Annotated in this window: 18 protein-coding genes; 10 read left to right on the top strand and 8 right to left on the bottom strand. The window is 73.4% G+C overall.

From position 1 onward, the window contains the following. Positions 1–78 precede the first annotated feature (78 nt). From JOD66_RS08520 to JOD66_RS08550, 7 genes are all read left to right on the top strand, one after another. Positions 79–810: a DedA family protein gene (locus tag JOD66_RS08520; RefSeq protein ID WP_307823393.1), complete on the top strand. Its 732-nt coding sequence runs from the start codon at positions 79–81 to the stop codon at positions 808–810. Between the two features lie 105 nt (positions 811–915). Beyond that, entirely contained in the window at positions 916–1,353 is a 438-nt protein-coding gene (locus JOD66_RS08525) for a VOC family protein (RefSeq protein WP_204836456.1), read from the top strand. A gap of 457 nt (positions 1,354–1,810) precedes the next feature. Beyond that, on the top strand, positions 1,811–3,106 hold the full coding sequence (locus JOD66_RS08530) for an SWIM zinc finger family protein (protein WP_204836457.1): 1,296 nt from the start codon (positions 1,811–1,813) through the stop codon (positions 3,104–3,106). Then, a complete protein-coding gene (locus JOD66_RS08535) occupies positions 3,103–4,446 on the top strand; it encodes a DUF5691 domain-containing protein (protein ID WP_204836458.1) in 1,344 nt (447 codons plus the stop codon). The genes JOD66_RS08530 and JOD66_RS08535 overlap by 4 nt, the downstream gene beginning before the upstream one ends. Then, positions 4,443–5,540: an ATP-binding protein gene (locus tag JOD66_RS08540; protein WP_204836459.1), complete on the top strand. Its 1,098-nt coding sequence runs from the start codon at positions 4,443–4,445 to the stop codon at positions 5,538–5,540. The genes JOD66_RS08535 and JOD66_RS08540 overlap by 4 nt, the downstream gene beginning before the upstream one ends. After that, entirely contained in the window at positions 5,501–7,750 is a 2,250-nt protein-coding gene (locus tag JOD66_RS08545) for a DUF5682 family protein (RefSeq protein ID WP_204836460.1), read from the top strand. The genes JOD66_RS08540 and JOD66_RS08545 overlap by 40 nt, the downstream gene beginning before the upstream one ends. Then, positions 7,747–8,961 carry a vWA domain-containing protein gene (locus JOD66_RS08550; RefSeq protein ID WP_204836461.1) on the top strand — a complete coding sequence of 405 codons (1,215 nt, stop codon included), beginning with the start codon at positions 7,747–7,749 and terminating at the stop codon, positions 8,959–8,961. Before JOD66_RS08545 ends, JOD66_RS08550 begins: the two co-directional genes overlap by 4 nt. On the opposite strand, the gene JOD66_RS08555 is transcribed toward JOD66_RS08550, so the two are convergent. Further along, positions 8,958–9,473, bottom strand: a complete 516-nt coding sequence (locus JOD66_RS08555; RefSeq protein ID WP_204836462.1) for a hypothetical protein — start codon at positions 9,471–9,473, stop codon at positions 8,958–8,960. The two genes, JOD66_RS08550 and JOD66_RS08555, sit on opposite strands and share 4 nt — an antisense overlap. A 78-nt stretch (positions 9,474–9,551) precedes the next feature. Next, complete coding sequence (gene pyrE, locus JOD66_RS08560; protein WP_204836463.1) at positions 9,552–10,097, bottom strand: orotate phosphoribosyltransferase; 546 nt, start codon at positions 10,095–10,097, stop codon at positions 9,552–9,554. A 27-nt stretch (positions 10,098–10,124) separates the two neighbouring features. Between pyrE and JOD66_RS08565 the strand changes: the two genes are divergently transcribed. Next, positions 10,125–11,312 (top strand): pyridoxal phosphate-dependent aminotransferase, encoded by a 1,188-nt coding sequence (locus JOD66_RS08565; protein ID WP_204836464.1) that lies wholly within the window; start codon positions 10,125–10,127, stop codon positions 11,310–11,312. On the opposite strand, the gene JOD66_RS08570 is transcribed toward JOD66_RS08565, so the two are convergent. Next, a complete protein-coding gene (locus JOD66_RS08570; RefSeq protein WP_204836465.1) occupies positions 11,287–12,348 on the bottom strand; it encodes a hypothetical protein in 1,062 nt (353 codons plus the stop codon). The genes JOD66_RS08565 and JOD66_RS08570 overlap by 26 nt on opposite strands. Positions 12,349–12,475: 127 nt before the next feature. Beyond that, complete coding sequence (clpB, locus tag JOD66_RS08575; protein WP_204836466.1) at positions 12,476–15,067, bottom strand: ATP-dependent chaperone ClpB; 2,592 nt, start codon at positions 15,065–15,067, stop codon at positions 12,476–12,478. Positions 15,068–15,594: 527 nt separating this feature from the next. Here clpB and JOD66_RS08580 point away from each other — a divergent pair. Further along, complete coding sequence (locus JOD66_RS08580) at positions 15,595–17,091, top strand: helix-turn-helix domain-containing protein (RefSeq protein ID WP_204836467.1); 1,497 nt, start codon at positions 15,595–15,597, stop codon at positions 17,089–17,091. Positions 17,092–17,097: 6 nt separating this feature from the next. On the opposite strand, the gene JOD66_RS08585 is transcribed toward JOD66_RS08580, so the two are convergent. The 4 genes from JOD66_RS08585 to lepB all read right to left on the bottom strand — a co-directional run bounded on the left by JOD66_RS08585 (position 17,098) and on the right by lepB (position 21,745). Further along, positions 17,098–18,015 (bottom strand): Abi-alpha family protein, encoded by a 918-nt coding sequence (locus tag JOD66_RS08585; RefSeq protein WP_204836468.1) that lies wholly within the window; start codon positions 18,013–18,015, stop codon positions 17,098–17,100. 25 nt (positions 18,016–18,040) lie between these two features. Then, positions 18,041–19,375 carry a DUF445 domain-containing protein gene (locus tag JOD66_RS08590; RefSeq protein WP_307823395.1) on the bottom strand — a complete coding sequence of 445 codons (1,335 nt, stop codon included), beginning with the start codon at positions 19,373–19,375 and terminating at the stop codon, positions 18,041–18,043. 312 nt (positions 19,376–19,687) lie between these two features. After that, the gene (locus JOD66_RS08595) at positions 19,688–20,974 is read right to left on the bottom strand and encodes a DUF445 domain-containing protein (protein ID WP_204836470.1); all 1,287 of its coding nucleotides are present in this window, start codon (positions 20,972–20,974) and stop codon (positions 19,688–19,690) included. Positions 20,975–21,112: 138 nt separating this feature from the next. After that, positions 21,113–21,745 (bottom strand): signal peptidase I, encoded by a 633-nt coding sequence (gene lepB / locus JOD66_RS08600; protein ID WP_204836471.1) that lies wholly within the window; start codon positions 21,743–21,745, stop codon positions 21,113–21,115. Between the two features lie 212 nt (positions 21,746–21,957). Between lepB and JOD66_RS08605 the strand changes: the two genes are divergently transcribed. Next, the gene (locus JOD66_RS08605; protein ID WP_204836472.1) at positions 21,958–22,548 is read left to right on the top strand and encodes a DUF6230 family protein; all 591 of its coding nucleotides are present in this window, start codon (positions 21,958–21,960) and stop codon (positions 22,546–22,548) included. The last annotated feature ends 141 nt before the right edge of the window (positions 22,549–22,689 follow it).

Genomic DNA, 22,689 nt, shown 5'->3' on the forward strand with positions numbered 1-22,689 from the left:
GCGGGCGGGTCCACCGGCTGATCCACGGATGGCACCCTAACCGTCACCCCGTTGGGCGGCGGCCGGTAGCGTGGCGTCGTGAACTCGCTGGTGGCGACCCCGTTCGTCGTACCCATGCTGCTCGGCATCAAGTGGCTCGACCCCGAGTGGCTGCAGCACGAATACGGCACCACTTTCATCTGGATCGCGATCGCCATCGTCTTCGTCGAGTGCGGCCTGTTCTTCCCCTTCCTGCCCGGTGACACCCTGCTGTTCGCGCTCGGGCTGTTCATCGCGGGCAGCAACAAGACCGGGTACTCCGTGGTCGGCATCTCCAACGAGCCCGTCGAGCTCGTCATCGCCTGCGTGCTGCTCGTGATCGCGGCCTTCGCCGGCAATGTCGCCGGCTACGAGATCGGCCGCAAGCTCGGTCCGCCGCTCTACGAGCGCGACGGCCGGATCCTGAAGAAGAAGTACTTCGACAACACCTCGGCCTTCTTCGACAAGCACGGCAACAAGGCGCTGGTCATCGGTCGCTTCGTTCCGTTCGTGCGCACCTACATCACGGTCGTCGCCGGCGTCACCATGATGGAGCGGCGCCGCTTCTTCACCTGGAGCGCGATCGGCGCCGTGCTGTGGGTCGTCTCGATCACCCTCCTCGGCTACTTCCTCGGCGCCGCGATCCCCGCCCTCGGCGAGAACATCGACTACGTCACCCTCGCCATCCTGGCCTTCTCCGCCGTACCCATCGCATGGGAGTGGTGGCGCCACAAGCGGCCCGGCGCCAAGCGCTCCGGCGACACCGTCGAGGTCGACTCGCCGGTCGAGTGATCCCGGGTCCTCCTGGGCGATGACGGTGTCGGCGGCCGGCGCGATGATTTCCGGACCGGCCGGCGGTCCATCCCGGCGTCCACCCACACCGACCAGGGAGCAACCATGGCGATCAACCTCAACCCCTACATCAACTGGCGCGGCCAGGCCCGCGAGGCGATGGAGTTCTACCAGTCCGTCCTCGGCGGCGAGCTCACCGTGATGACCTTCGCCGACATGGGCGGCGCCGCGATGGACGTCGCCGTGGCCGATGGCGAGGCCGACTGGGTGATGCACGCCGCCCTCTCCGTCTCCCCCACGGTTCTGCTCATGGGCGCCGACCACCCCACCCACGTCCCCGGCGAGCCGCAGACCCAGCAGGTCAGCATCAGCGGCCCCAGCGAGGACGAGGCCACCCTCCGGTCCTGGTGGGAGGGCCTCTCCGACGGCGCCACCGTCTACCAGCCGCTGGAGAAGGCGCCCTGGGGCGACAGCTTCGGCATGCTGCACGACAAGTACGGCGTCGACTGGCTGATCAACATCGCCGGCGCGCCCCAGAGCTGACCCCCAGCACCCCGCCTCGCACCTTCCAGCGGCGAGCGATTCAAGGGTGGATCGCTTGTCGCTGGGTGCTTCGGGGCGGCTGTAACACGTTGTTCGCTGGTGTGGGCGCCAGTTCTCCGCTGTAACACGGTGTTCGCTGCCCTACCGGACCCCTGCCACCTGTACCGGACCCGCACAGACCCCGAATTCCGCCGTCAACGGTCGGGTAGGCCGGCGGACAACGTGTTACAGCGCCCGGACCAGCAGATGCCCAGGACCCACGCCCCCGGACCGACAGGCCGCCGGGAATCACGGCACCCCACGGGGTCCGCCACGGGGTCCGCCACGGGGTCCGCCACGCGGTCCGCCACGCGGTCCGCCACGCGGTCCGCCACGCGGTCCGCCACGCGGCAGGCAAGGAGGCATCCATCGGTGCGATCGACGAAGAGTCGGTGGGATCGACCATGATGAACCCACCATGCCCCGCTGGAACCTGGCGGCCGTCGAGAAGGCCGCGCCGGACGCCTCCTCCCTGACCGCCGCCCGCAGGCTCGCGGTGCCGGGCCCGTGGTCCGAGACCGGCAGCACCGACACCCTCGTCTGGGGCCGTTGCCAGGGCAGCGGGCGGACGCCGTACCAGGTGTCGATCGACCTGGCCGCGCCGGCGTACCGATGCAGCTGCCCGAGCCGGAAGTTCCCGTGCAAGCACGCCCTGGCGCTCCTGCTGCTGTGGGTGCGCGCCGACGGTGCGGTTGCCGATGCGGCCGAGCCCGCGGGGTTCGCCGGCGACTGGGCGGCGACCCGGGCCGGGCGAGCAGCGGGCGCCGCGGCAGCCGAGGCCCGACGATCGGTCGACCCCGTGGCCCGTGCCCGCCGGGTCGAGGAGCGGCGGGCGACGATGTCGGCGGCGTTGGAGGACTTCGCGCAGTGGCTGGCCGACCTGGCCCGCGGCGGTACGGCGACCGCCCGCCGCCAGCCGTGGACCTGGTGGGACGCCGCGGCGGCGCGGCTGGTCGACGGGCAGGTGCCGGGACTGGCGGAGCGGCTGCGCGACATGGCGGGCGCGGTGGGCGGCCGCGAGGACTGGGCGGAGCACCTGCTGACCGAGGCGGGCCGGTGGTGGCTGGCGGTGCAGGCCTGGCGCCGGTGGGAGGAGCTGACGCCCCAGACGCAGGGCGATCTGCGCACCTACCTCGGCTGGTCGTGGGGCGCCGACGACCTGCCCGACGCGGAGCCGGCGGCGGGCTGGCAGGTCCTCGGCGCGCACCGCGACGAGACCGGCCGGCTCAAGGAGCAGCGCACCTGGCTGCGCTCGGTCGCGAGCGGCGAGCTGGTCCTGGTCCTCGACTTCGCCGGCGGCCCGCAGCCGCTGCCGGTCCCCCAGCTCGACGGCAGCATCCTCGACGTGCCGCTCGTCCGCTACCCCGGCTCGGCCCCCACCCGCGCCCGCTTCGCCGCCACTCCCGCTCCGCTCGCGCTCGACGTCCCGCTGCCGACCGGCGGCTCGCTCGCCGACGCCCGCGGGACGCTGAGCGAGCTGTGGCGGCGCAACCCATGGGCGGTGCGGGTGCCGGCGGTGGTGCGGGGCCGCCTCGTCCCGCCCGCCGACGGCGTCCCGGCCCGGCTCGTCGACGAGTACGGCGAGGAGGCCGACGTGCTCGGGCCGGACCCGTGGGACGCGCTGGCCGCGACCGGCGGCGCGGTGACCGACGTGTTCGGCGAGCTCGAGGAGCGCGGGCTGCGGCCGCTCAGCCTCGCGGGGGTGGACCGGTGAGCGCGAGCTGGTGGCAGCAGACCACCGCCGCCGCGCTGCTCGGCACCGAGCGCCGTGAGCCGCCGCCGCTGCCCCCTGAGCTCGGCGTCGCGCCCCGTGCCGGGAGCACCCCCGAGACGGCGCTGCTCGACGCCGCCGCCGTCGGCGGCGCCCTGCTCCGCGCCCGGCTTCCGGCGTGCCCCGCGGGCGAGCTGCCCGAGCCGGCCGCGCCCGACGCCATCCCGCTCGCGCCGCCGGCCGCCGTCCAGCTCCTCGGTCTGCTCGTCGACCAGCCGCCGGTCGCCGCGCGGCTGCGCCCGCTCGCTCTCGAGCGGTGGCTGCAGGCCGCCGCCGACCGCGGCGTCCGGGTCCCGGCACGCGCCCTGCCCCGGCTGCTCGCCCTGGCCACCCAGCAGTCGGAGCTGCGCGCCGCCACCCGGCCGGTCATCGGCGAGCGCGGCCGGTGGCTCGCCGGGCTGCGGTCCGACTGGACCTGGGCGGTCGCGCCCGAGCCGGCGCCCGTCGCGGCTACGCCAATCGCGCCCGACGACTGGCACGCCCTCCCGGCCGCCGCCCGCGCCGACGCGCTGCCGGCCGACGACCTCGATCTGCTCGAGGCAGCCCTCGACGACCGCTCCGACAAGGTACGCCGCCAGGCGCTCGCCCTGCTCGACGCGGCCCCGACCTCGGCGCGGGCCGCCCGGATGGCCGCGCGGCTGCGCCCGCTCCTGGCGTCGACCGGCCGGCTCCGGCGCGGTCTCGAGATCACCCTGCCCACCGCCCCCGACGCGGCGGGCGTCCGCGACGGGCTGACCACCACCCGCGGCGGCTCGCAGCGCGAGCGCTGGCTGGAGCTGATCGCGGCCGGCGCACCCCTCGCCGTGTGGACCGAGGTCACCGGCAAGGATCCGGCCCACACCTGGCCGCTGATCACCCAGCCGGCGGCCCGGGCCGGCGTACTCCGGGCGGTCCGGGCGCGGGGCGAGCTCGCCTGGGCGGCGGCCGCGGTCGCTGACAGTCCCGACCTGCTGGCGGTGCTGCCGGTCGACCACCAGGACGCGACCGCGCTCCACCTGCTGCGCACGACGAAGGCCCCGGCCGCCGTCGCGGCGGTGGTCCGCCACGTCTCGCCGCCGTGGAGCCCGGCGCTGAGCGCGGCCGTGGTCGACCTCCTTCGCCACACCACGCCGGCCGGCGGGTCCGCCGCCGTGGCGCTGCCGTCCCTGGCCGCCGGCCTGCACCCCTCGGTGCGTCCCGCGGTCTCCGCCTGGGCCCGCGCCGAGAGCCGGTGGGGCTCGCTGCCCGCCGACCTCGACCAGTACCTCTCGTTCCTACCCGCGATCACGGAGGCCTTCCGATGACCCAGACCGAGCCGACCGACGGGGTGCTGCGCCGACACGCCGAGGACGAGTACGCCCACGAGCTCGCCGCGCTGGCCGCCGCCGACGACCGACCGCGGCCACCGCGGTGGCGGCTCTCGCCGTGGGCGGTGACCACCTACCTCCTCGGCGGGCGGCTCGATGACGGCACCGTGATCAGCCCCAAGTACGTCGGGTCCCGCCGCCTCATGGAGATCGCCGTCGCCTCGCTGGCGACCGACCGCGCACTGCTCCTCCTCGGCGTCCCCGGCACCGCCAAGTCCTGGGTCAGCGAGCACCTCGCGGCCGCGATCAGCGGCAGCTCGACGCTGGTCGTGCAGGGCACCGCCGGCACGCCCGAGGAGTCGCTGCGGTTCGGCTGGAACTACGCCCGCCTGCTCGCGGAGGGGCCCTCACGTGAGGCGCTGGTGCCGAGCCCGGTGCTGCGGGCGATGGAGGCGGGCGCGCTGGTGCGCGTCGAGGAGCTCACCCGGATCCCGGCCGACGTGCAGGACGCGCTGATCTCGATCCTCTCCGAGAAGACGCTGCCGATCCCCGAGCTCGATGACGAGGTGCAGGCGCGGCGCGGGTTCAACGTGATCGCGACCGCCAACAACCGCGACAAGGGCGTCAACGAGCTGTCCTCGGCGCTCAAGCGCCGGTTCAACACCGTGGTGCTGCCGCTTCCCGACAGCCTCAGCGAGGAGGTCGAGATCGTCCGCACCCGGGTCGCGAGCATCGGCCAGGGTCTCGCGCTGCCCGACGAGCTCGCGGCGACGCCCGAGATCGAGCGGGTGGTGACCATCTTCCGCGAGCTGCGCGGCGGGATGACGCTCAACCAGCGCACCACCGTGAAGTCCCCGTCGAGCACGCTGTCCACCGCCGAGGCGATCTCGGTGATGACCAACGGCGTCGCCCTCGCCGCCCACTTCGGCGACGGCGTGGTCCGCGCCGACGATCTCGCCGCCAGCATCACCGGCGCGGTCGTCAAGGACCCGGTCCAGGACGCCATCGTGTGGCAGGAGTACCTCGAGACCGTCGTCAAGGACCGCCCCGAGTGGGCCGACCTCTACCGCGCCTGCCGGGAGCTGAGCTGACCACGAGCGCCCGGGTCGAGATCCTCGGCGTACGCCACCACGGCCCGGGCTCCGCACGCTCGGTCGCCGGCGCGCTCGACGAGCTCGCGGCCGACGCGGTGGTGATCGAGGGGCCGCCGGAGCTCGACTCCCTGGTCCCCCACGTCGGCGACGGGCTGGTGCCGCCCGTGGCCGGCCTGGCCTATGCCACCGCCGAGCCCTGGCGGGCCGCGTTCTACCCGATGGCCGCCTTCTCCGCCGAGTGGGTCGCGCTCACCTGGGCGGTCGAGCACGGCGTACCCGTCCGGTTCGCCGACCTGCCCGCCGCCCACGCCCTCGCACCGACCGACGCCGACCAGGACCCCGACGAGCCGGAGCAGCGCACCGACCCGATCACCCTGCTCGCCACCGCCGCCGGCTACGACGACCCCGAGCGCTGGTGGGAGGACGCCGTCGAGCACCGGGCCGAGTCGTCGCTCGCGCGGTTCGCGCTGCTGCGCGAGGCGATGGCCGAGGCCCGCGCGTCCGGCCCGGTGAGCGCCGACAACCTGCGCCGCGAGGCGGCGATGCGCAAGGTGCTGCGGGCGACGATCAAGGCCGGCCACGAGCGGATCGCGTTCGTGTGCGGCGCCTACCACGCGCCCGCGCTGGACCCGGCGGGCTTCCCGTCCCAGGTCGCCGACGCCACGCTGCTGTCGCGGCTGCCGAAGGTGAAGGTGACCACGACCTGGGCGCCGTGGACGGCGGGCCGGCTGGCCTATGCGAGCGGCTACGGCGCCGGGGTCACCTCGCCCGGCTGGTACCAGCACCTCTTCGCCTGCTGGGCCGCGGACCGACCCGGCGACGTCGTCCCCGGCTGGCTGACCCGAGTCGCCCGGGCGCTGCGCGACGACGGCCTGGACGCCGCTCCGGCGAGCGTGGTCGAGGCGGTGCGGATGGCCGAGGCGCTGGCCGCCGTGCGCGGGCGGCCGTCGGCCGGCCTCGACGAGCTGATGGACGCCAGCCAGAGCGTGCTCTGCGGCGGCTCGGCGGTCCCGCTCGGGCTCGTCGAGCGGCGGCTGGTCATCGGCGAGGAGCTCGGGCGGGTGCCCGACACCGTGCCCCTGGTGCCGCTCGCCGAGGATCTCGCCCGCACCCAGCGCCGGCTCCGGCTCAAGCCGTCCCCGACGCCCACGACGATCACTCTCGACCTGCGCAAGGAGGGCCAGCTCGACCGCTCCCGGCTGCTCCACCGGCTGGCCCTGCTCGGCATCCCGTGGGGCACGCCCGCCGACGCCGGCCGCACGACCGGCACCTTCAAGGAGGCCTGGGAGCTCGAGTGGCAGCCGGAGTTCGCCGTGTCCCTGGTCGAGGCCGGACTGCTCGGCACCACCGTCCGCGGCGCCGCGGAGACCCGGGTCCGGGAGGCGGCCGCCGCCGCGGGCGACCTGGCCACGCTGGGCCGGCTGATCGAGTCGGCTCTGGTCGCCGACCTCCCCCGCGCACTCGCCACCGTGGTCGACGCGCTGGCCGCCGCCACCGCCCACCAGCACGACACCCGCTCGCTGCTCGACGCCGTCGAGCCGCTGGCCCGCACCCAGCGCTACGGCGACGTCCGGCGTGCCGACCTGGGCCGGGTCCGCGAGGTGCTCGCCACCGTCGTCGTCCGGGCAGCGGTCGAGCTGCGCGCGGCCTGCAGCGGTCTCGACGACGACGCGGCCGCGGCGCTGCGCGCCTCGATCGACAGCGCCCAGCGCGGGATCGCGCTGGTCAGCGTCGGCGCCGACCGGTGGCGCGAGGCGCTGTCGGCCGTGGCCGCCGACGACCGGGTGCACGGCTCGGTCGCCGGCCGGGTCAACCGGATCCTCCTCGACGGCGCGCACCTCGCGAGCGAGCGCGCCGCCGAACGCCTCAGCCGTCAGCTCTCGGTCGGCGCCGACCCGGTCCGCGCCGCCGCCTGGCTCGACGGCTTCCTCGAGGGCGAGTCGGTGCTCCTGCTCCACGACCCGACCCTGCTGGCCATGGTCGACGAGTGGGTCGGCCGGGTCGACGAGGCCGTCTTCGAGGACCTGCTGCCGTTGCTGCGCCGCACCTTCGCCCGGTTCCCGCCCGCCGAGCGGCGCCAGGTCGCGACCCGGGTCTACAACCTCGACCACGACCACGCCGACGCCGTGCCCGACCTCGACCTGGTCGCCGGCCGCGACGCCGCCCGCCGGGTCGCCGCGCTCCTCGGCCTGGAGGTGAGCCGATGACCGACTCCCCCGCGCCCGAGCCACGCGACCGGCTCACCCGCTGGCGGCTGGTCCTCGGCGGCGACGAGGCAGACCCCGACGACGTCCAGCTCTCGGCCGAGGACCTGGTCCGCGACCGCGCCCTCGCCCAGCTCTACGACGGCGGCGCCCCCGGCTCCGGCCGACCCGGCGGCCCCCGCCGCGGCGGCCTGGGCCGCTCCGCGCCCGGCGTGAACCGCTGGCTGGGCGACATCCGCACCTACTTCCCGTCCTCGGTGGTGCAGGTGATGCAGGCCGACGCGATGGACCGCCTCGGCCTCCACGAGCTGCTGCTGGAGCCGGAGACGATGGCGGCGGTGCAGCCGGACCTCAACCTGGTGACGACCCTGGTCGGCCTCAACCGCGTCATCCCCGAACACAGCCGCGCCACCGCCCGCGCCGTCGTGCGGGCGGTCACCGACCAGCTCGAGCAGCGGCTGCGCAGCAAGACCGTCCAGGCGGTCTCGGGCGCGGTCGACCGGGCCGCCCGCACCCGCCGCCCCCGGCACCACGAGATCGACTGGCGGCGCACCATCGCCGCCAACCTCGAGCACTACCTGCCCGAGCACCGCACCGTCGTCCCCGAGCGACTGCTGGGGCACGCCCGCCGCAGCCGCCAGACCCAGCGCCACATCATCTTGTGCATCGACCAGTCCGGCTCGATGGCCGAGTCGGTCGTCCACTCCAGCGTCTTCGGCGCGGTGCTCGCCTCGCTGCGGGCGGTGTCGACGCGACTCGTCGCCTTCGACACCGAGGTCGTCGACCTCACCGACGAGATCGAGGACCCGGTCGACGTGCTCTTCGGCGTCCAGCTCGGCGGCGGCACCGACATCAACCGCGCCCTCGCCTACTGCCAGTCGCTGATCGAGCGGCCGGAGGAGACGGTGCTGGTGCTGATCAGCGACCTCTACGAGGGCGGCATCGCCGAGGAGATGCTGCGCCGCGCCCACGCGATCACGTCCTCCGGCGCGGTCATGGTCGCGCTGCTCGCGCTCAGCGACTCCGGCGCGCCGTCGTACGACGCCACCCACGCCGCCGCCCTGGCCGCGATCGGCGTACCCGCCTTCGCGTGCACGCCCGACCAGTTCCCCGACCTGATGGCCGCGGCGATCGAGAAGCGCGACCTCGCCCAGTGGGCGGCGGCCAACGACATCGTCATCGCCAGCGCCGTGGAGGACGACGAGGGCGGCTAGCGGTCCGGGGTCCACCGGTAGCCGGCGGCCGCCACCGCGGCACGCAGCTCCTCGTTCGAGTACTGGCCAGGGGCCAGCGCACCGTCGACCACCGCGAGCACCACGCCGCAGTCCGACTCCGCGTCGAGGTCGGCCCGGCACCTCCGCACGAGGTCGGCCGGTGGTGGCGCCGTGCCGATGCTGTTGGGCTTCTCGTTCATCGGCAGGTCGCAGGCGGTGACATCGATGTCGTCTCCCTCGAGTGCGTCGCCCGGCGGCACCGACGGCAGACACGTCGCCAGCTCGGGCGGGAGCTTCCCTCCCTCGTGACCGTCCAGGAACCGCTGCTCCTGCTCGGTCAGGGGCGCGACGGTGAAAGCCGCCGCCGCATCCGAGCGCATGGTCCACTTGCCTCCGGAGGCGTCCGAGGAGGGCTCACGGTGGGCGATCGAGACTCCGACCATTCCCATCACGAGGGCAACCGCGCCGACGAGCGTCGCGATGCGCACGCCGGGCCGCGCGAAGTGCTCCATGCCGGCATGGCTAGGCCGGGCGCGAGCACCACGACAGAGGGCGTTCGCGAATCGACGACCCCGCTCGGCGCGCTCCCCTCAGGCCCGGGCGGCCGTCCGCGCCTCGTCCAGCTCGGCCTTGGTCAGCACCGCACGCACCTCGAGCGCGACGTCGGCGAGCGGGTTCTCGCCGGCCGGGCTGCGGTCGATCGCGCACACGACGGTCTCGACGACGGCGCCGCCCTCGCGCAGCGCGTTGGTCGCGTCGCGGACCGCACCACCGGTGGTGATCACGTCCTCGATCAGCACGACCTTCCTGCCGTCGTACGACGGACCCTCGGCGAGCTTGGCCGTGCCGTACTCCTTGGCCTTCTTCCGCACGAACACCACCGGCAGGCCGACCAGCTGGCTGACCGCGGTGGCGATCGGGATGCCGCCCATCTCCAGGCCGCCGAGCAGCTCGGCGTCGGCCGGGAGGAGCTGGGCGACCTCGCGCGCGACGCGGGCGAGGAGGAGCGGGTCGGCCTCGAAGAGGTACTTGTCGAAGTACTCGTTGCTGACCTGGCCCGACCGGAGCACGAACTCGCCGGTGAGGCGGCAGGTGGCGTCGATGTCGGCGGCGAGGGCGGTGTCCGTGGTCGTCACCGGGACAGGCTATCTATCGTGTGCCCCATGCCTGCTGCTGCCCGACGCGTCGCCGGGATGGGGACGACCATCTTCGCCGAGATGTCCGCGCTCGCGGTCCGGACCGGCGCCGTCAACCTCGGTCAGGGCTTCCCCGACACCGACGGGCCGCCGGTCATCCTCGACGCGGCCGTCGCGGCGGTGCGCGGAGGCGCCAACCAGTACGCGCCCGGGCCCGGCGTGCCCGCGCTGCGCCAGGCGATCGCGCGCCATCAGCAGCGCCACTACGCCATCGAGCTCGACCCGGACCGCCAGGTCGTGGTGACCACGGGCTGCACCGAGGCGATCGCCGGCGCGCTGCTCGGGTTGGTCGACCCGGGCGACGAGGTGGTGGTGCTCGAGCCCTACTACGACTCCTACACCGCGATGATCGACTTCGCCGGCGGCGTACGGCGACCGGTCACCCTGCGTGCTCCCGACTTCCGGCTCGACCCGGCCGAACTGGAGGCCGCGGTGACCGGGCGGACCAAGCTGATCCTGCTCAACACCCCGCACAACCCGACGGGCCGGGTGCTCGACGCCGACGAGCTGGCCGCCGTCGCACGGGTCGCGATCGCGCACGACCTGCTGGTCGTGACCGACGAGGTCTACGAGCACCTCACCTTCGACGGCCGCCCGCACGTGCCGATCTCGACGCTGCCCGGCATGGCCGAGCGCACCCTCACCCTGTCGAGTGCGGGGAAGTCCTGGTCGGTGACCGGCTGGAAGGTCGGCTGGGCGACCGGCCCGGCCGAGCTGGTGGCGGCGGTCAGCGCCGCCAAGCAGTGGCTGACCTTCACCTCCGGCGCGCCGCTGCAGCCCGCGGTGGCCGCGGCCCTCGACGCCGGCGACGCCTTCCCGGCCCGGCTGGCCCGGGACCTCGAGGCGCAGCGCGACCAGCTGGTCGCGGGGCTGCGCGCGGCCGGGCTGACGACGTACGTGCCCGAGGGCACCTACTTCGCCACCACCGACGTCACCACGCTCGGCTGGGCCAGCGGCCGCGACTTCTGCCGCGCCCTGCCCGAGCGCGCCGGGGTGGTCGCGATCCCCTCGGAGGTGTTCTACGACGACCCGGACGCGCCCGGCAGCGGACGCCGGCTGGTCCGCTGGGCGTTCTGCAAGCGACCGGAGGTCATCGCCGAGGCGGTACGCCGGCTCGGCGCCGCCGACCTCAGCGCCCGACGTACCAGCGACTGACCTCGGGCCGCAGCAGCAGGCTGGTCGTGCCGGCGAGGGCGGCGACCAGGATCACCAGCGGCCAGGCGCCGAGCGCGAGGAAGAGCGCGAGCGCGGCCCCGGAGGCCGCGCCGATGGCGAGCAGGATCCGGGCCCAGTTCTGGCCGACGAACGCCAGCGCGGCCAGCACGATCGCGCCCAGCGCGCAGGCGGTGACACCGGCCAGGAGCACGTAGATGCCGGCCACCAGGTCGCGCTCGGTGACCTGCGAGGTGTCCAGCCACGACGGCTGGTCCCGCATCACGTCGGCGAACACCTGCTCGCTGTTGGCCGCGACGTAGGCGACCATGCCGGCCACCACCAGCACGACGGTGACCGCCACGACGCAGGTGATCGCGCACGCGGCCACCAGCGCCGGCGGCCGGGGTCCCACCACCGGCCCCCGCAGGGGCGGCGCGGCGCCGATCACCGGTCCGGCGACGGGACCGGGCAGGTGACCGGGCAGGTGACCGGGCTGGTGGGGCTGCTGGCTGGGGCCGGGCGGCGGCGTCCGGGTCGAGCGGCCGGACTGGGTCGCGGACCGGATCGCCGCCAGGCGCGCCGCCTGGCGCTCCTCGAGGCGCTGGGCCCAGGGCCGGCCGGCGTACCAGTCGCGGGTGGGCTGCAGCCACAGCAAGGCGATCCCGGCGAGCACCATCGGCGCCAGGAAGCCGGCCGTCGCGAGACCGCCGACGAACAGCAGCGGCGCCAGCGCGGTCAGCGCGACCCGGGCGCTCGCCGAGCGCTTGAAGACCTGGATGCCGAGGATCGCCGACGCCGTCGCCGCCCCCGCGCCGACCAGGCAGAGGATCCGGATCATGGTGGCGAGCCCATCGGCGTCCAGGCCGAGGTCGGCGGTCATCGGCTCGGTGAGGACCTTCTGCAGCTCCTCCTGCACCGCGATGGTGTGCAGCGTGGAGATCCGCTGCCACGCGGCCAGGACGACGAACACCGACCCGCCGATGATCAGCGCGCCCGCCAGCGTCGCCTGTCCCGGCCGGGGCTGCTGCTCGCTCATGGCTCCCATTCCACCAGATCGCCCCACACGTCACACTTGACGGGCGTTTCTTGCGCTTGTCCTGCGTTGCAACGCCCGACAAGTGCAGGAATCGCCGGTCGACCGGCGATTCCTGCACCCGCTCACCTCACCCCGCCAGCACCAACCCGTCCTCCCCCCGGTCGACCGTGACCGACCCACCGTCGGCGACCTCGCCGCCGATCAGCATCCGGGCGAGCGGGTCGCCGATGGCGGTCTGGATCAGCCGCCGCAGCGGCCGGGCGCCGTACGCCGGGTCGTAGCCGGTCTCGGCCAGCCAGGCCCGCGCCTCGGGCGTGACCGACAGCGAGATCCGGCGGGCGGCGAGCCGCGCCTCCAGGGAGCGGAGCAGCAGCTCCACGATCTGGGCCAGGTCCTCGCGGGAGAGCGCGTCGAAGGTGACGATCTCGTCGAGCCGGTTGAGGAACTCGGGCTTGAAGGACGCCCGCACGACCCCCAGGACCGCCTCCCTCTGCACGTCCGGGGCCATGGTCGGGTCGACCAGGAACTGCGAGCCCAGGTTGGAGGTGAGGATCAGGATCGTGTTGCGGAAGTCGACCGTGCGCCCCTGCCCGTCGGTGAGCCGGCCGTCGTCGAGCACCTGCAGCAGGATGTCGAAGACCTCGGGGTGCGCCTTCTCGACCTCGTCCAGCAGGACGACGGAGTACGGACGCCGGCGGACCGCCTCGGTGAGCTGGCCGCCCTCGTCGTACCCGACGTAGCCCGGAGGGGCGCCGACGAGCCGCGCGACGGAGTGCTTCTCGGCGTACTCGCTCATGTCGATGCGCACGATCGCCCGGTCGTCGTCGAACAGGAAGTCGGCGAGCGACTTGGCGAGCTCGGTCTTGCCGACACCCGTGGGACCGAGGAACAGGAAGGAGCCGGTGGGTCGGTTCGGGTCGGAGATCCCGGCCCGGGCCCGGCGTACGGCGTCGCTGACGGCTCGCACCGCGTCGGCCTGGCCGATCAGGCGGGCGCCGATGACCTGCTCCATGTCGAGCAGCTTGGCGGTCTCGCCCTGCAGCAGGCGTCCGGTGGGGATGCCGGTCCAGGCCTCGACCACTTCGGCGACCTGGGTGGCCCCGACCTCCTCGCCGACGAGCTTCTCGCCGGCCGGCTCGGCGTCCTCGGCCGCCTCGACGGCCTTGATCTGCTGCTCCAGCGCGGGGATCTGGCCGTAGAGGATGGCGCTCGCACCACCGAGGTCGCCCTCGCGCTGCAGCCGCTCGGCCTCGACGCGGAGCTGGTCGAGCTGACGGCGCAGCACGCCCTCGCCCTCGAGCTCGGCCTTCTCCCGCTCCCAGCGGGCCTCCAGCCCGCGCAGCTCCTCCTCCTTGTCGGCGAGGTCGCCCCGCAGTACGTCGAGCCGCTCGCGGGAGGCGTCGTCGGACTCCTTGGCGAGCGCGAACTCCTCCATCTTGAGCCGGTCGACCTGACGGCGCAGCTGGTCGATCTCCTCCGGGGAGGACTCGATCTCCATCCGCAGCCGGGACGCGGCCTCGTCGACGAGGTCGATCGCCTTGTCGGGGAGCTGTCGGCCGCTGATGTAGCGGTCGGACAGGGTCGCGGCGGCCACCAGCGCGGCGTCGGTGATCCGGACGCCGTGGTGGGCCTCGTACTTCTCCTGGATGCCGCGCAGGATCTGGATGGTGTCCTCGACCGAGGGCTCGCCGACGAAGACCTGCTGGAAGCGACGCTCCAGCGCGGGATCCTTCTCGATCGACTCGCGGTACTCGTCGAGCGTGGTCGCGCCGATCATGTGCAGCTCGCCCCGGGCCAGCATCGGCTTGAGCATGTTGCCGGCGTCCATCTGCGAGTCGCCGCCCGCGCCCGCGCCGACGACGGTGTGCAGCTCGTCGATGAAGGTGATGACCTGGCCCTCGGACTGCTTGATCTCGTCGAGCACGGCCTTGAGCCGCTCCTCGAACTCACCGCGGTACTTCGCGCCCGCGACCATGCCCATCAGGTCCAGGCTCAGCACGCGCTTGCCCTTCAGGGAGTCGGGGACGTCGCCGGCGACGACGCGCTGGGCGAGGCCCTCGACGACGGCGGTCTTGCCGACGCCGGGCTCGCCGATGAGCACCGGGTTGTTCTTCGTCCGACGCGAGAGCACCTGCACCACGCGCCGGATCTCCTGGTCGCGGCCGATGACCGGGTCCAGCTTGCCCTCCTCGGCGGCGGCGGTGAGGTCGACGGAGTACTTCTCGAGCGCCTCGTACGTCGCCTCGGCGTCCTGCGAGGTCACCCGCCGGTTGCCGCGCACGGCCGTGAGCGACTCACGCAGCGCGTCGCCGCTCAGCCCCGCGTCGACCAGGACCTGCTGGGCCGAGGACTCGACGGTGGCGAGCGCGATGAGCAGGTGCTCGGTCGCGACGTACTCGTCCTTCATCGACCGCGCCAGGTCCAGCGCGGAGGCGAGGACCCGGGTCAGGGCCGCGGATCCGGCCGGCTGCTGGACGGTGGCGCCGCTGGCGCGCGGCAGCCCGTCGCGGGCCGCCGAGGCGGCGTGGACCAGGGCCGACACGTCGACCCCGGCCTTCGCGACGAGGTGCGCGGCGGTCCCCTCCTCCTGCAGCAGCAGGGCGACGAGCAGGTGGATCGGCTCGACGCTGGTGTTGCCCGCCGTGGTCGCGGCGAGCTGGGCAGCCTCGATCGCCTCGCGGCTGCGCGTGGTGAACTTGTCGGCCCCGAATTGGCTCATGTGCAGAGTGTCTCCTGTGTCGTCGGGATGATCGAGTTATACATCCAACGTCAGGAAAGTTGAGTGCATTCCACTCAAGTCTAGGATTCTCGTGACCTGTCGGGGGGGGCGGGCGCGACCTCGTGGGGCCGGCCGCTGTAACACGCAGTTCGCCGCTGTTGGCGACCTGGGACGTCGCTCGAAGGGGTCTGTCCGGGTCCGCAACAGACGACTCGGGTCGTGGAGAGCCGCGAACTACGTGTTACAGCCCCGCTCGACACCGACCACCGCAGGCACGCCACCACCGGCCCGACCGGCTGCGAGTACGACGGACGACGGGACGACGGACGACGGACGACGGACGACGTGGCGGTCGGCCCGGGCCTCCCCTGGTCCCCGAATCGAGGACGCGACCCCACATCGCGCTGGCCGCAGGCCGACCGCGCCGGGAACAACGTGCCACGCACGGTGTCCTCGAAAGCGATTGTTTCGGCGCCGACACGTCGTGAAACGCAGCGCACGGCGGCCGTCGCGGGCACCATGTCGAGATGGCTCGGCACACCGAAGAGATCGACGACCCGACCCCGCTCGCGGGTGCGCGGATCGACGTCGCCGCGCGGATCGGGTGGCTGCTGCGGACCAGCCGGGTCTCGGCCGGCGTGCCGTTGCGCGAGTTCGCGGCCCGTAGCGGCGGCGGACTCTCGGCCGCGACCCTGTCCCGCGTCGAGACCACCGGCCGCCGCAGCGGGTCGGTGGTCGACGCGTACGAGCGGGCCCTCGGGCTGCCCCACGGCCACCTGCGCGCGCCGGTCGACGTGCTGTGCCGCACCTTCGCCTACGCCCCGGCCGACGCCGACCCGTACGTCCCGGACCCGAGCCTGACCGGGTTCACCGCGGCGGTCGACGCGGTCCAGTCACCCGACCCGAGCGCGCAGGACTGGCTGCGCTTCGCGGAGTACCACGTGCTCACGCCCTTCGGGATGCCGGCGCACACGATCCGCCCGCTCGTGGTCCGGCTGGCCGACGAGGTGGGCCGCGCCGCGGGGCTCGCCTACCAGCTGCGCTACGAGGCGCTCAGCAAGCTGCGCTGCAGTCCGTACGCCGACGTCGTCGGCGCCGCGATCCGGGACGCCGTCGAGCAGCCGGGCATGCAGCGCCCCGCCGACCTGCTCAGCGCGATCACCGAGCTGCCCACCACCGACCTGGTGGCGTGGTGCGGCGAGCTGCTGTCGCACGAGTCGTGGCACATCGCGCGCGCCGGATGCCTCGGCATCCAGAACATGCGCAGCGTCGGCGGTCTGCGCCGGGCGGACTGGCAGCCCCTGGTCCCGGTGTACGCCGCCGCGTGCGACGCCGCGGCCGGAGACCCGCTGCGGCAGCCGATCCTCAGCGCCACCCTCGCCGGCTGCCCGCCGGAGTTCCGCACGGCGGTGCGCGACCGGCTCACCGAGGAGCTGGTCGAGCCGCGGCGTGCGGCGGCCTGGACCCGGACCCGCCGCAACCACCACTACACCTACGCCGCCGCGCTGGCCGCCGAGATCGCCGAGCGCACCGACGCCCAGGCCGGCGAGGCGATGCTGGCCCGGCTGCTGTTCGAGGTGCTCTACGACTTCCGCGCCACCCACGTGACGACGTCGTCCTTCCTGCTGGTGGCCTCGCCGTTCGCCGACCACGTCCGCGAGCTCATCTGCCGCTCGGCGCTGGCCGGACCCGACGAGATCACCCGACACGGCGCGGCGTTCGCGTTCGCCAACCTGATGATCCCCTTCGACACGGCCGACCCGGCGCCGTGGCTGGCGTCCGAGGACCAGGTGCTGCGTGGCGCGGGCCTCAGCATCTGCGGGTTCGCCGGCGTACCGCTGGAGCGCGAGCTGCTCTGCACGCTGGTCCGGCGCGAGGACCAGGTCGGCTACGAGGCGATGTTCGCCGCCGGAATGTCCCAGCAGCCCGAGCTCGCGCAGCTGGCCGCCGACCGGACCCTGCCGGACGGCGTCCGCGCGGCCGCCGCGTGGTGGCGCACCGCGGGGGGCCGGATCATCCGCTGACGCGGGTCACTGCCCCTCGACCTCCGGCGGCGCCTCGTGTTCGGGCAGGTCCGCGCTCGACGCGGTCTGCTCGTCGACCAGCGCCAGCTTGCAGAACTCCTCGCCGAACGGCGTGAGGTGGATGCTGCGCCGCACGACCTTCGCGAACTTCACCGAGTGCAGGGCGGCCAGCACGTCGGGCTGCGCCTCGAGCACCTGGTACTCCAGGTGGTCGCGCACCGGCTCGCGGGAGAACCAGACCAGGCCGAGCCGGAACAGGTTGTTGAGGTACGACGGCACCTGCTCGAGGTAGCGCAGCCCGGCCCGCGGCCCGACCATGTTGAGACCGGGGGCGATCAGCTGACTGCTGACCATGCCGATCGGCCCACCCGTGCGCACGTCGACCGACGGCTGCGGCCCGTCGCGCAGCAGCATGACCAGGATCCGGGCCTCGTCGGGGGCGAGCTCGTCGAGGATCCGGTCGAACGCGGGGTGGCGGTCGTCGGTGCTCCACACGTCCCGCGAGCGCTCGAGCAGGTCCTTGCCGCGGTCCCGCAGCGACTGGGGCCGAGAGGCCACCACCTGGCCGTCGACCAGCGGACCGGGGAGCACCTCCCGCGGCCGCTCCGCGCCGCCGCCGAGAGACTCCCCCGCACGCAGCAGCGCGGTGGCGACGGGCACCCCGCCGGACACCTGCTTGGCGACCTCGCCGAGCGCGCCGACGTACGAGCCGACGTCGCGGATCAGCGACGCCGCCTCGTCGCGGCTGGTCACCGCGCGCCCGACCCGCATCCAGTTGCGGGTGGTCGTGCGCAGTCCCCAGCCGGCGGTGTGCAGCGCGGCCGATCCGGCGACCCGGGCCAGCCCCGGCAGCGACTCCGCCACCGCGGGCCCGGTCAGCGCGGGCAGCCGCGGCAGGCCGTCCTGGTCGAGGTCCTCAGTCATCGCTGCCTTTCGGTGCTCGGGCGGATCACGACGGCGGGAATCCGGGGATCCAACCCCAATTGAAGATCCCGAGGTGGATGAACCCGCCGGCGGCTCCCATGATCGCGCCGTGGGCGTAGAGCATCCACTCGTCCTCCTTGATCGCCGAGCGCATCATCTCGACGAAGTCCTTGGGCGGCAGCTCCTTGGTACGCCGGGCGATGAGCACCCGGATCTTCTCGGACTGCTGGCGGCTGAACTCCGCGTCGCGGAACGGGGTGATGGTGCGGCCGACCGCCTCCTGGGCGAAGGAGTCCTTGATGCTGTCGTAGCGGCGCCCGCCCATGGCGACGTTGACGGCGCCGCGCAGCGGGCCGGCGGCCTTGTCAATCGCCGGGCGCATGGCGGTGGCGATCATCTGGCGGGTGCGGTCACCGCGCGGGCCATCCATCAGGAAGTCGCCGATCCGCTCCAGGGTGATCACGTCGTCGGCGATGATCCGGGCGTAGACCTCGGCGCACTCGTCCTGGCGGCGCAGGAACAGGCCCTGCACCTTGATGCCGAGGATCCGCCTCTCCTCCGGCGGGTCGAAGATCAGCCACATGCCGAGCAGGTTGGTCACCCAGCCGACGACGATGCCGAGCAGCGGCAGCAGCCACCAGATGTGCCAGGTCTGGTCGATGATCGCCACCGGGACGCCGAGTAGGAACCCGAAGATGAAGCCGAACGCGACCATCAGGTTGAGCTCGCGCTGGCCGACGTCCTTGAAGACCTTGACCACCAGCTCGGGGTTCTTCCGGAAGTGGTCGATGACCATGATCTTCGGGTCGAGCAGCTGGTTGATGTGGACGCCGATCTCGTCGGTGATGGTCTTGACGACGCCCGGCAGCTGGGCCTGGACCCGGTCGATGACCGCCTGGCGCACCGGGCGCGGGAGGTCGCGCCACAGCCGCGGGTGCTCGCGCATCATCACCTCGTCGACCAGGGCCGGCAGGTCGGGACGGAAGACGGCGACGATGTGCTCGGCGATCTGGTCGGGCTCGAGCTGGGCGTAGAACTCCGCGGGCGTGCCGAGCTTGGCGATCACCTTGTCGACGGCGATGCTGCCCATCTTGGCGGCGCGGGCCGGGACGATGCCCTGCCAGCCGAGGCCGCCCTCCATCCAGCCGGGGACCTCCTGCAGCTTGCGCGGGAGTACGCCGGCCACCTCGCGCAGGCCGGGGATGCGCACGCCGTAGAAGTTGATCGGCTTGAACAGCATCCACAGGCCCGACCAGTTGATCAGCCAGCCGATGATGCCCGTGAAGAACGGGATCGACACGAAGGCGAACCAGTCGACGTGGTCGGCCCAGTCCCTGAGCCCGTCCAGCACTGCGTCCACGCGCACCTCTCGTCCTCGTCAGCCCGGCCCCCATGCCGACGGACCCGACGGGTGGAGGTTAACGCCTGTTGTGGTAACCGGCACAGGGATCTCAGGTCACGGTGTCGCAGGAACCCGTGACCCGGCAGAAAGTGGCTCCTCGATCTCGCCGACCCGGCAGAAGATGGCTCGCGATCGGCGTCGACCCGGCGCGACTTTCTGCCGGGTCGACGCCCACCCGGCGCGACTTTCTGCCGGGTCGACGCCCACCCGGCGCGACTTTCTGCCGGGTCGACGCCCACCCGGCGCGACTTTCTGCCGGGTCGGCGTACCTCAGCCGCCGACGCCGAACAGCCACAGGTGCACCAAGCCGCCGGCGGCGCCCATGATCGCGCCGTGGGCGTAGAGCAGCCACTCGTCCTCCTTGATGGCCGCCCGCATCATCTCCACGAAGTCCCGCGGCGGCAGCGCCCGGCAGCGCTCGGCGACCAGCTCCCGGATCCGGACCGACTGCCGGGCGCTGAAGTCGGCGTCGCGCAGCGGCACCAGGGTCCGGTCGGCGGCCTCCAGCGCCACCGACCGGCGGATCGCCTCCAGCCGACGGGGTCCGATGGCGGCACGGACGGCGGGGACGAACGGACCGAGCGCCTGGTCGACGGCGGGATGCAGAGCGGTCACGATCACCTGCCGGGTGCGGTCGCCGGCGGGCCCGTCGAGCAGGTGCGCGCCGATCCGCTCCAGGGTGATCACGTCGGCGGCGATGTGGCGTGCGTAGACGTCGGCCGCCTCCCACTGCCGCCGGGCGAACAGGCCCTGCACCCGGAACGGGCCGACCCGGCGCGGCTCCGGTGGCTCGAAGATCAGCCACATGCCGAGCCGGTTGGTCACCCAGCCGACCCCGACGCCGAGCACCGGCAGCAGCCACCACTGGTGCAGTGCGTGGTCGGCGACGGCGACCGGGATGCCCAGCAGGAAGCCGAACACGAAGCCGAAGACCACCATCATCCGCAGCTCCCGGGCGCCGAAGTCGCGGAAGATCCGGACCACGACCTCCGGGTGCCGCTCGAAGTGGTCGATCACCATCAGCTTGGGATCGAGCAGCTGGTCGATGTGCTCGCCGATCTCCGCGGTCACCCGGGTCGCGACCTGCGGCAGCTGGGCCTGCACCCGGTCCAGGACGCCCGTGCGGATGCCGCGCGGCAGGTTCGCCCACAGCTGCGGGTGCTCGCGCCACATGATCTCGTCGACGAGGAGCGGTACGCCGGGCCGGAACGCCTGCACGATGTGGTCGGCGATCGCGTCCGGGTCGAGCCGCTCGTAGAACTCGCGCGGCGTACCGATCCGGGAGATCGCCTTGTCGACGGCGATGCTCCCCATCTTCGCCGCCCGGGCCGGCACGATGCCCTGCCACCCGAGGCGACCGCGCAGCACGCCCGGCACCTCCTGCACCCGGCGCGGCAGCGCCGGCGCGACCTGGGCCAGGCCGGGCAGCCGCACCCCGCGGAAGTGGACCGGTGAGAACAGCATCCACAGGCCCGACCAGTTGATCAGCCAGCCGATGACGCCCGTGAACAGGGGGATCGACCAGAAGCCGACGCCGCCGAGGTCGTCCGAGAACATGGGTACCTGCCTTCACTCTCCCGGGCCGGCGTCCCATGTGCCGCCGAACCGGTCCTCTCTCCCGGGCCGGGACACTAGACCACCGACCCCGGCCTTGGCGAGGGTTTCCGCGACATCGAGTCACGGACAGTGCCGGACTCAGCCGTCGACGGGCACCAGCCGGGCCTGGTCGGGCAGGCCGCCGAGCTCGCCGAGCGGCTGCAGCCGGAACACGATCCGCGCCCGCACCTGGGCGGAGCGCACGAAGCCGAAGGTGCGCGAGTCGTCGGAGCCGCCCCAGTTGTCGCCGACGACCCAGTAGGAGCCCGCCGGCACCGTCACCCAGGCCGGTCCGCCGCCACCGGGCAGCGCGGTGCCGTCCTCGGCACAGCACGCCTGGACCTTCGCGCCGACCCGGCCGGCCCAGGTCGGGTTGTCGACGGCGTACGTCGCGTCCTCGCCCGCCGGACGCAGCAGCACGACCGGCGGATCCTGGTCGGCGCGCACCTTGATCCGGTCGCCCGGGAGCCCGATCACCCGCTTCACGACAGGGATCTCGCGGTCCCCGAGCGTGCTCTCCACGATGTCGAACCGGTGGATCGTGCCCTTCCCGAACGGGTCGACGAGCAGCCGGTCGCCGGTCGACAGGGTCGGCTCCATGCTGCTCCCGGACACCTTCACGGAGAACGCGAGCGCCGCGATCACGACCAGCATCACCGCGAAGAAGACGACCAGCGCGGTGAGTCCCAGGACGGTGCGCAGCCAGGGTCGCGAGTCGGCACGGTGGGTCACGGCGCGCAACCGTACGTCATCTCGGAGCCGTCGGCACCGGACGAGACGATCTGAGCAGAAATCTGTTACTGGATGTCGCGCACACCCAGAGATGTGTGTCACACTCCGTCACGCTTGGCCTAGAGGCATGGGGATGCGGCCAGCGTTCCACCGCCGGTTCGGGAGGGATCGGCGGGCGCCTTTTGGAGGGAAAGTTGAAGAAGGTCGAAGGAATGGGCCGGACCCGTCTGGGTCGGTTCGCGGCTGTCACGGTGCCGGCGACCCTGCTGACCGCAGGGCTCGGTGTCGCGATGCTGCAGGGAATGGTCGGCGCCGTGCTGTCGTCGGCCGACGGTTTCACGCTCAACAGTGACCGGATCACCAGCGACGGACTCAAGGCGCGCACCGGCGCGGCCAATGTCGCCGGCGGCAACCAGGCCACGATCTACGCGGAGACCGGGGCGAACACCAACGCGAGCGGCATCGAGGTCATCACGCCCGACGTGACGATCCCGCTGCTCAACCTGCCGGCGCACCTCGAGGTGACCTCGACGGACACCACGATCGGACTGGGATCGGTCGGGCTCAACGCCAAGACCCTGACCACCCCCGACGGCGCCACGCTCGGCACCACCACCATCGGTGTCGCGCAGTCCGAGGCGGGATTCGCCAACACCGCGACAGACAGCGGGTACGTCGCCGACGCCTTCGCGCTGACGAGCTCCTCGGCGGACCTGCCGAACGTCAACGCCAAGGCCTACGCGATCACGCTGGAGAGCCTCGCACTCGACAACCTGTCGCTCTCGGTCAAGCTCGGCAACTGAGCCAGGCCGACCCCGCGACGGCGGGCGGGACGGGCCACTCGCCCGGCCGCCGTCGCCCGGCCTGATCTCAGGCCCAGCACACCCTCGTGGGGCGCGCGGCCGCGTGCCCCACGAGGTTCGACCTCTCCCGTTGGGAACTCG

Source organism: Nocardioides nitrophenolicus, assembly GCF_016907515.1.
Classification (GTDB): Bacteria; Actinomycetota; Actinomycetes; order Propionibacteriales; family Nocardioidaceae; genus Nocardioides; species Nocardioides nitrophenolicus.

Coding starts and splice junctions, on each gene's coding strand:
- clpB (WP_204836466.1), bottom strand. CDS start 15,067: ATGAGCCAATTCGGGGCCGACAAGTTCACCACGCGCAGCCGCGAGGCG.
- JOD66_RS08595 (WP_204836470.1), bottom strand. CDS start 20,974: ATGTTCTCGGACGACCTCGGCGGCGTCGGCTTCTGGTCGATCCCCCTG.
- JOD66_RS08540 (WP_204836459.1), top strand. CDS start 4,443: ATGACCCAGACCGAGCCGACCGACGGGGTGCTGCGCCGACACGCCGAG.
- JOD66_RS08565 (WP_204836464.1), top strand. CDS start 10,125: ATGCCTGCTGCTGCCCGACGCGTCGCCGGGATGGGGACGACCATCTTC.
- JOD66_RS08525 (WP_204836456.1), top strand. CDS start 916: ATGGCGATCAACCTCAACCCCTACATCAACTGGCGCGGCCAGGCCCGC.
- JOD66_RS08580 (WP_204836467.1), top strand. CDS start 15,595: ATGGCTCGGCACACCGAAGAGATCGACGACCCGACCCCGCTCGCGGGT.
- JOD66_RS08605 (WP_204836472.1), top strand. CDS start 21,958: ATGGGCCGGACCCGTCTGGGTCGGTTCGCGGCTGTCACGGTGCCGGCG.
- JOD66_RS08570 (WP_204836465.1), bottom strand. CDS start 12,348: ATGAGCGAGCAGCAGCCCCGGCCGGGACAGGCGACGCTGGCGGGCGCG.
- JOD66_RS08550 (WP_204836461.1), top strand. CDS start 7,747: ATGACCGACTCCCCCGCGCCCGAGCCACGCGACCGGCTCACCCGCTGG.
- JOD66_RS08530 (WP_204836457.1), top strand. CDS start 1,811: ATGCCCCGCTGGAACCTGGCGGCCGTCGAGAAGGCCGCGCCGGACGCC.
- JOD66_RS08555 (WP_204836462.1), bottom strand. CDS start 9,473: ATGGAGCACTTCGCGCGGCCCGGCGTGCGCATCGCGACGCTCGTCGGC.
- JOD66_RS08585 (WP_204836468.1), bottom strand. CDS start 18,015: ATGACTGAGGACCTCGACCAGGACGGCCTGCCGCGGCTGCCCGCGCTG.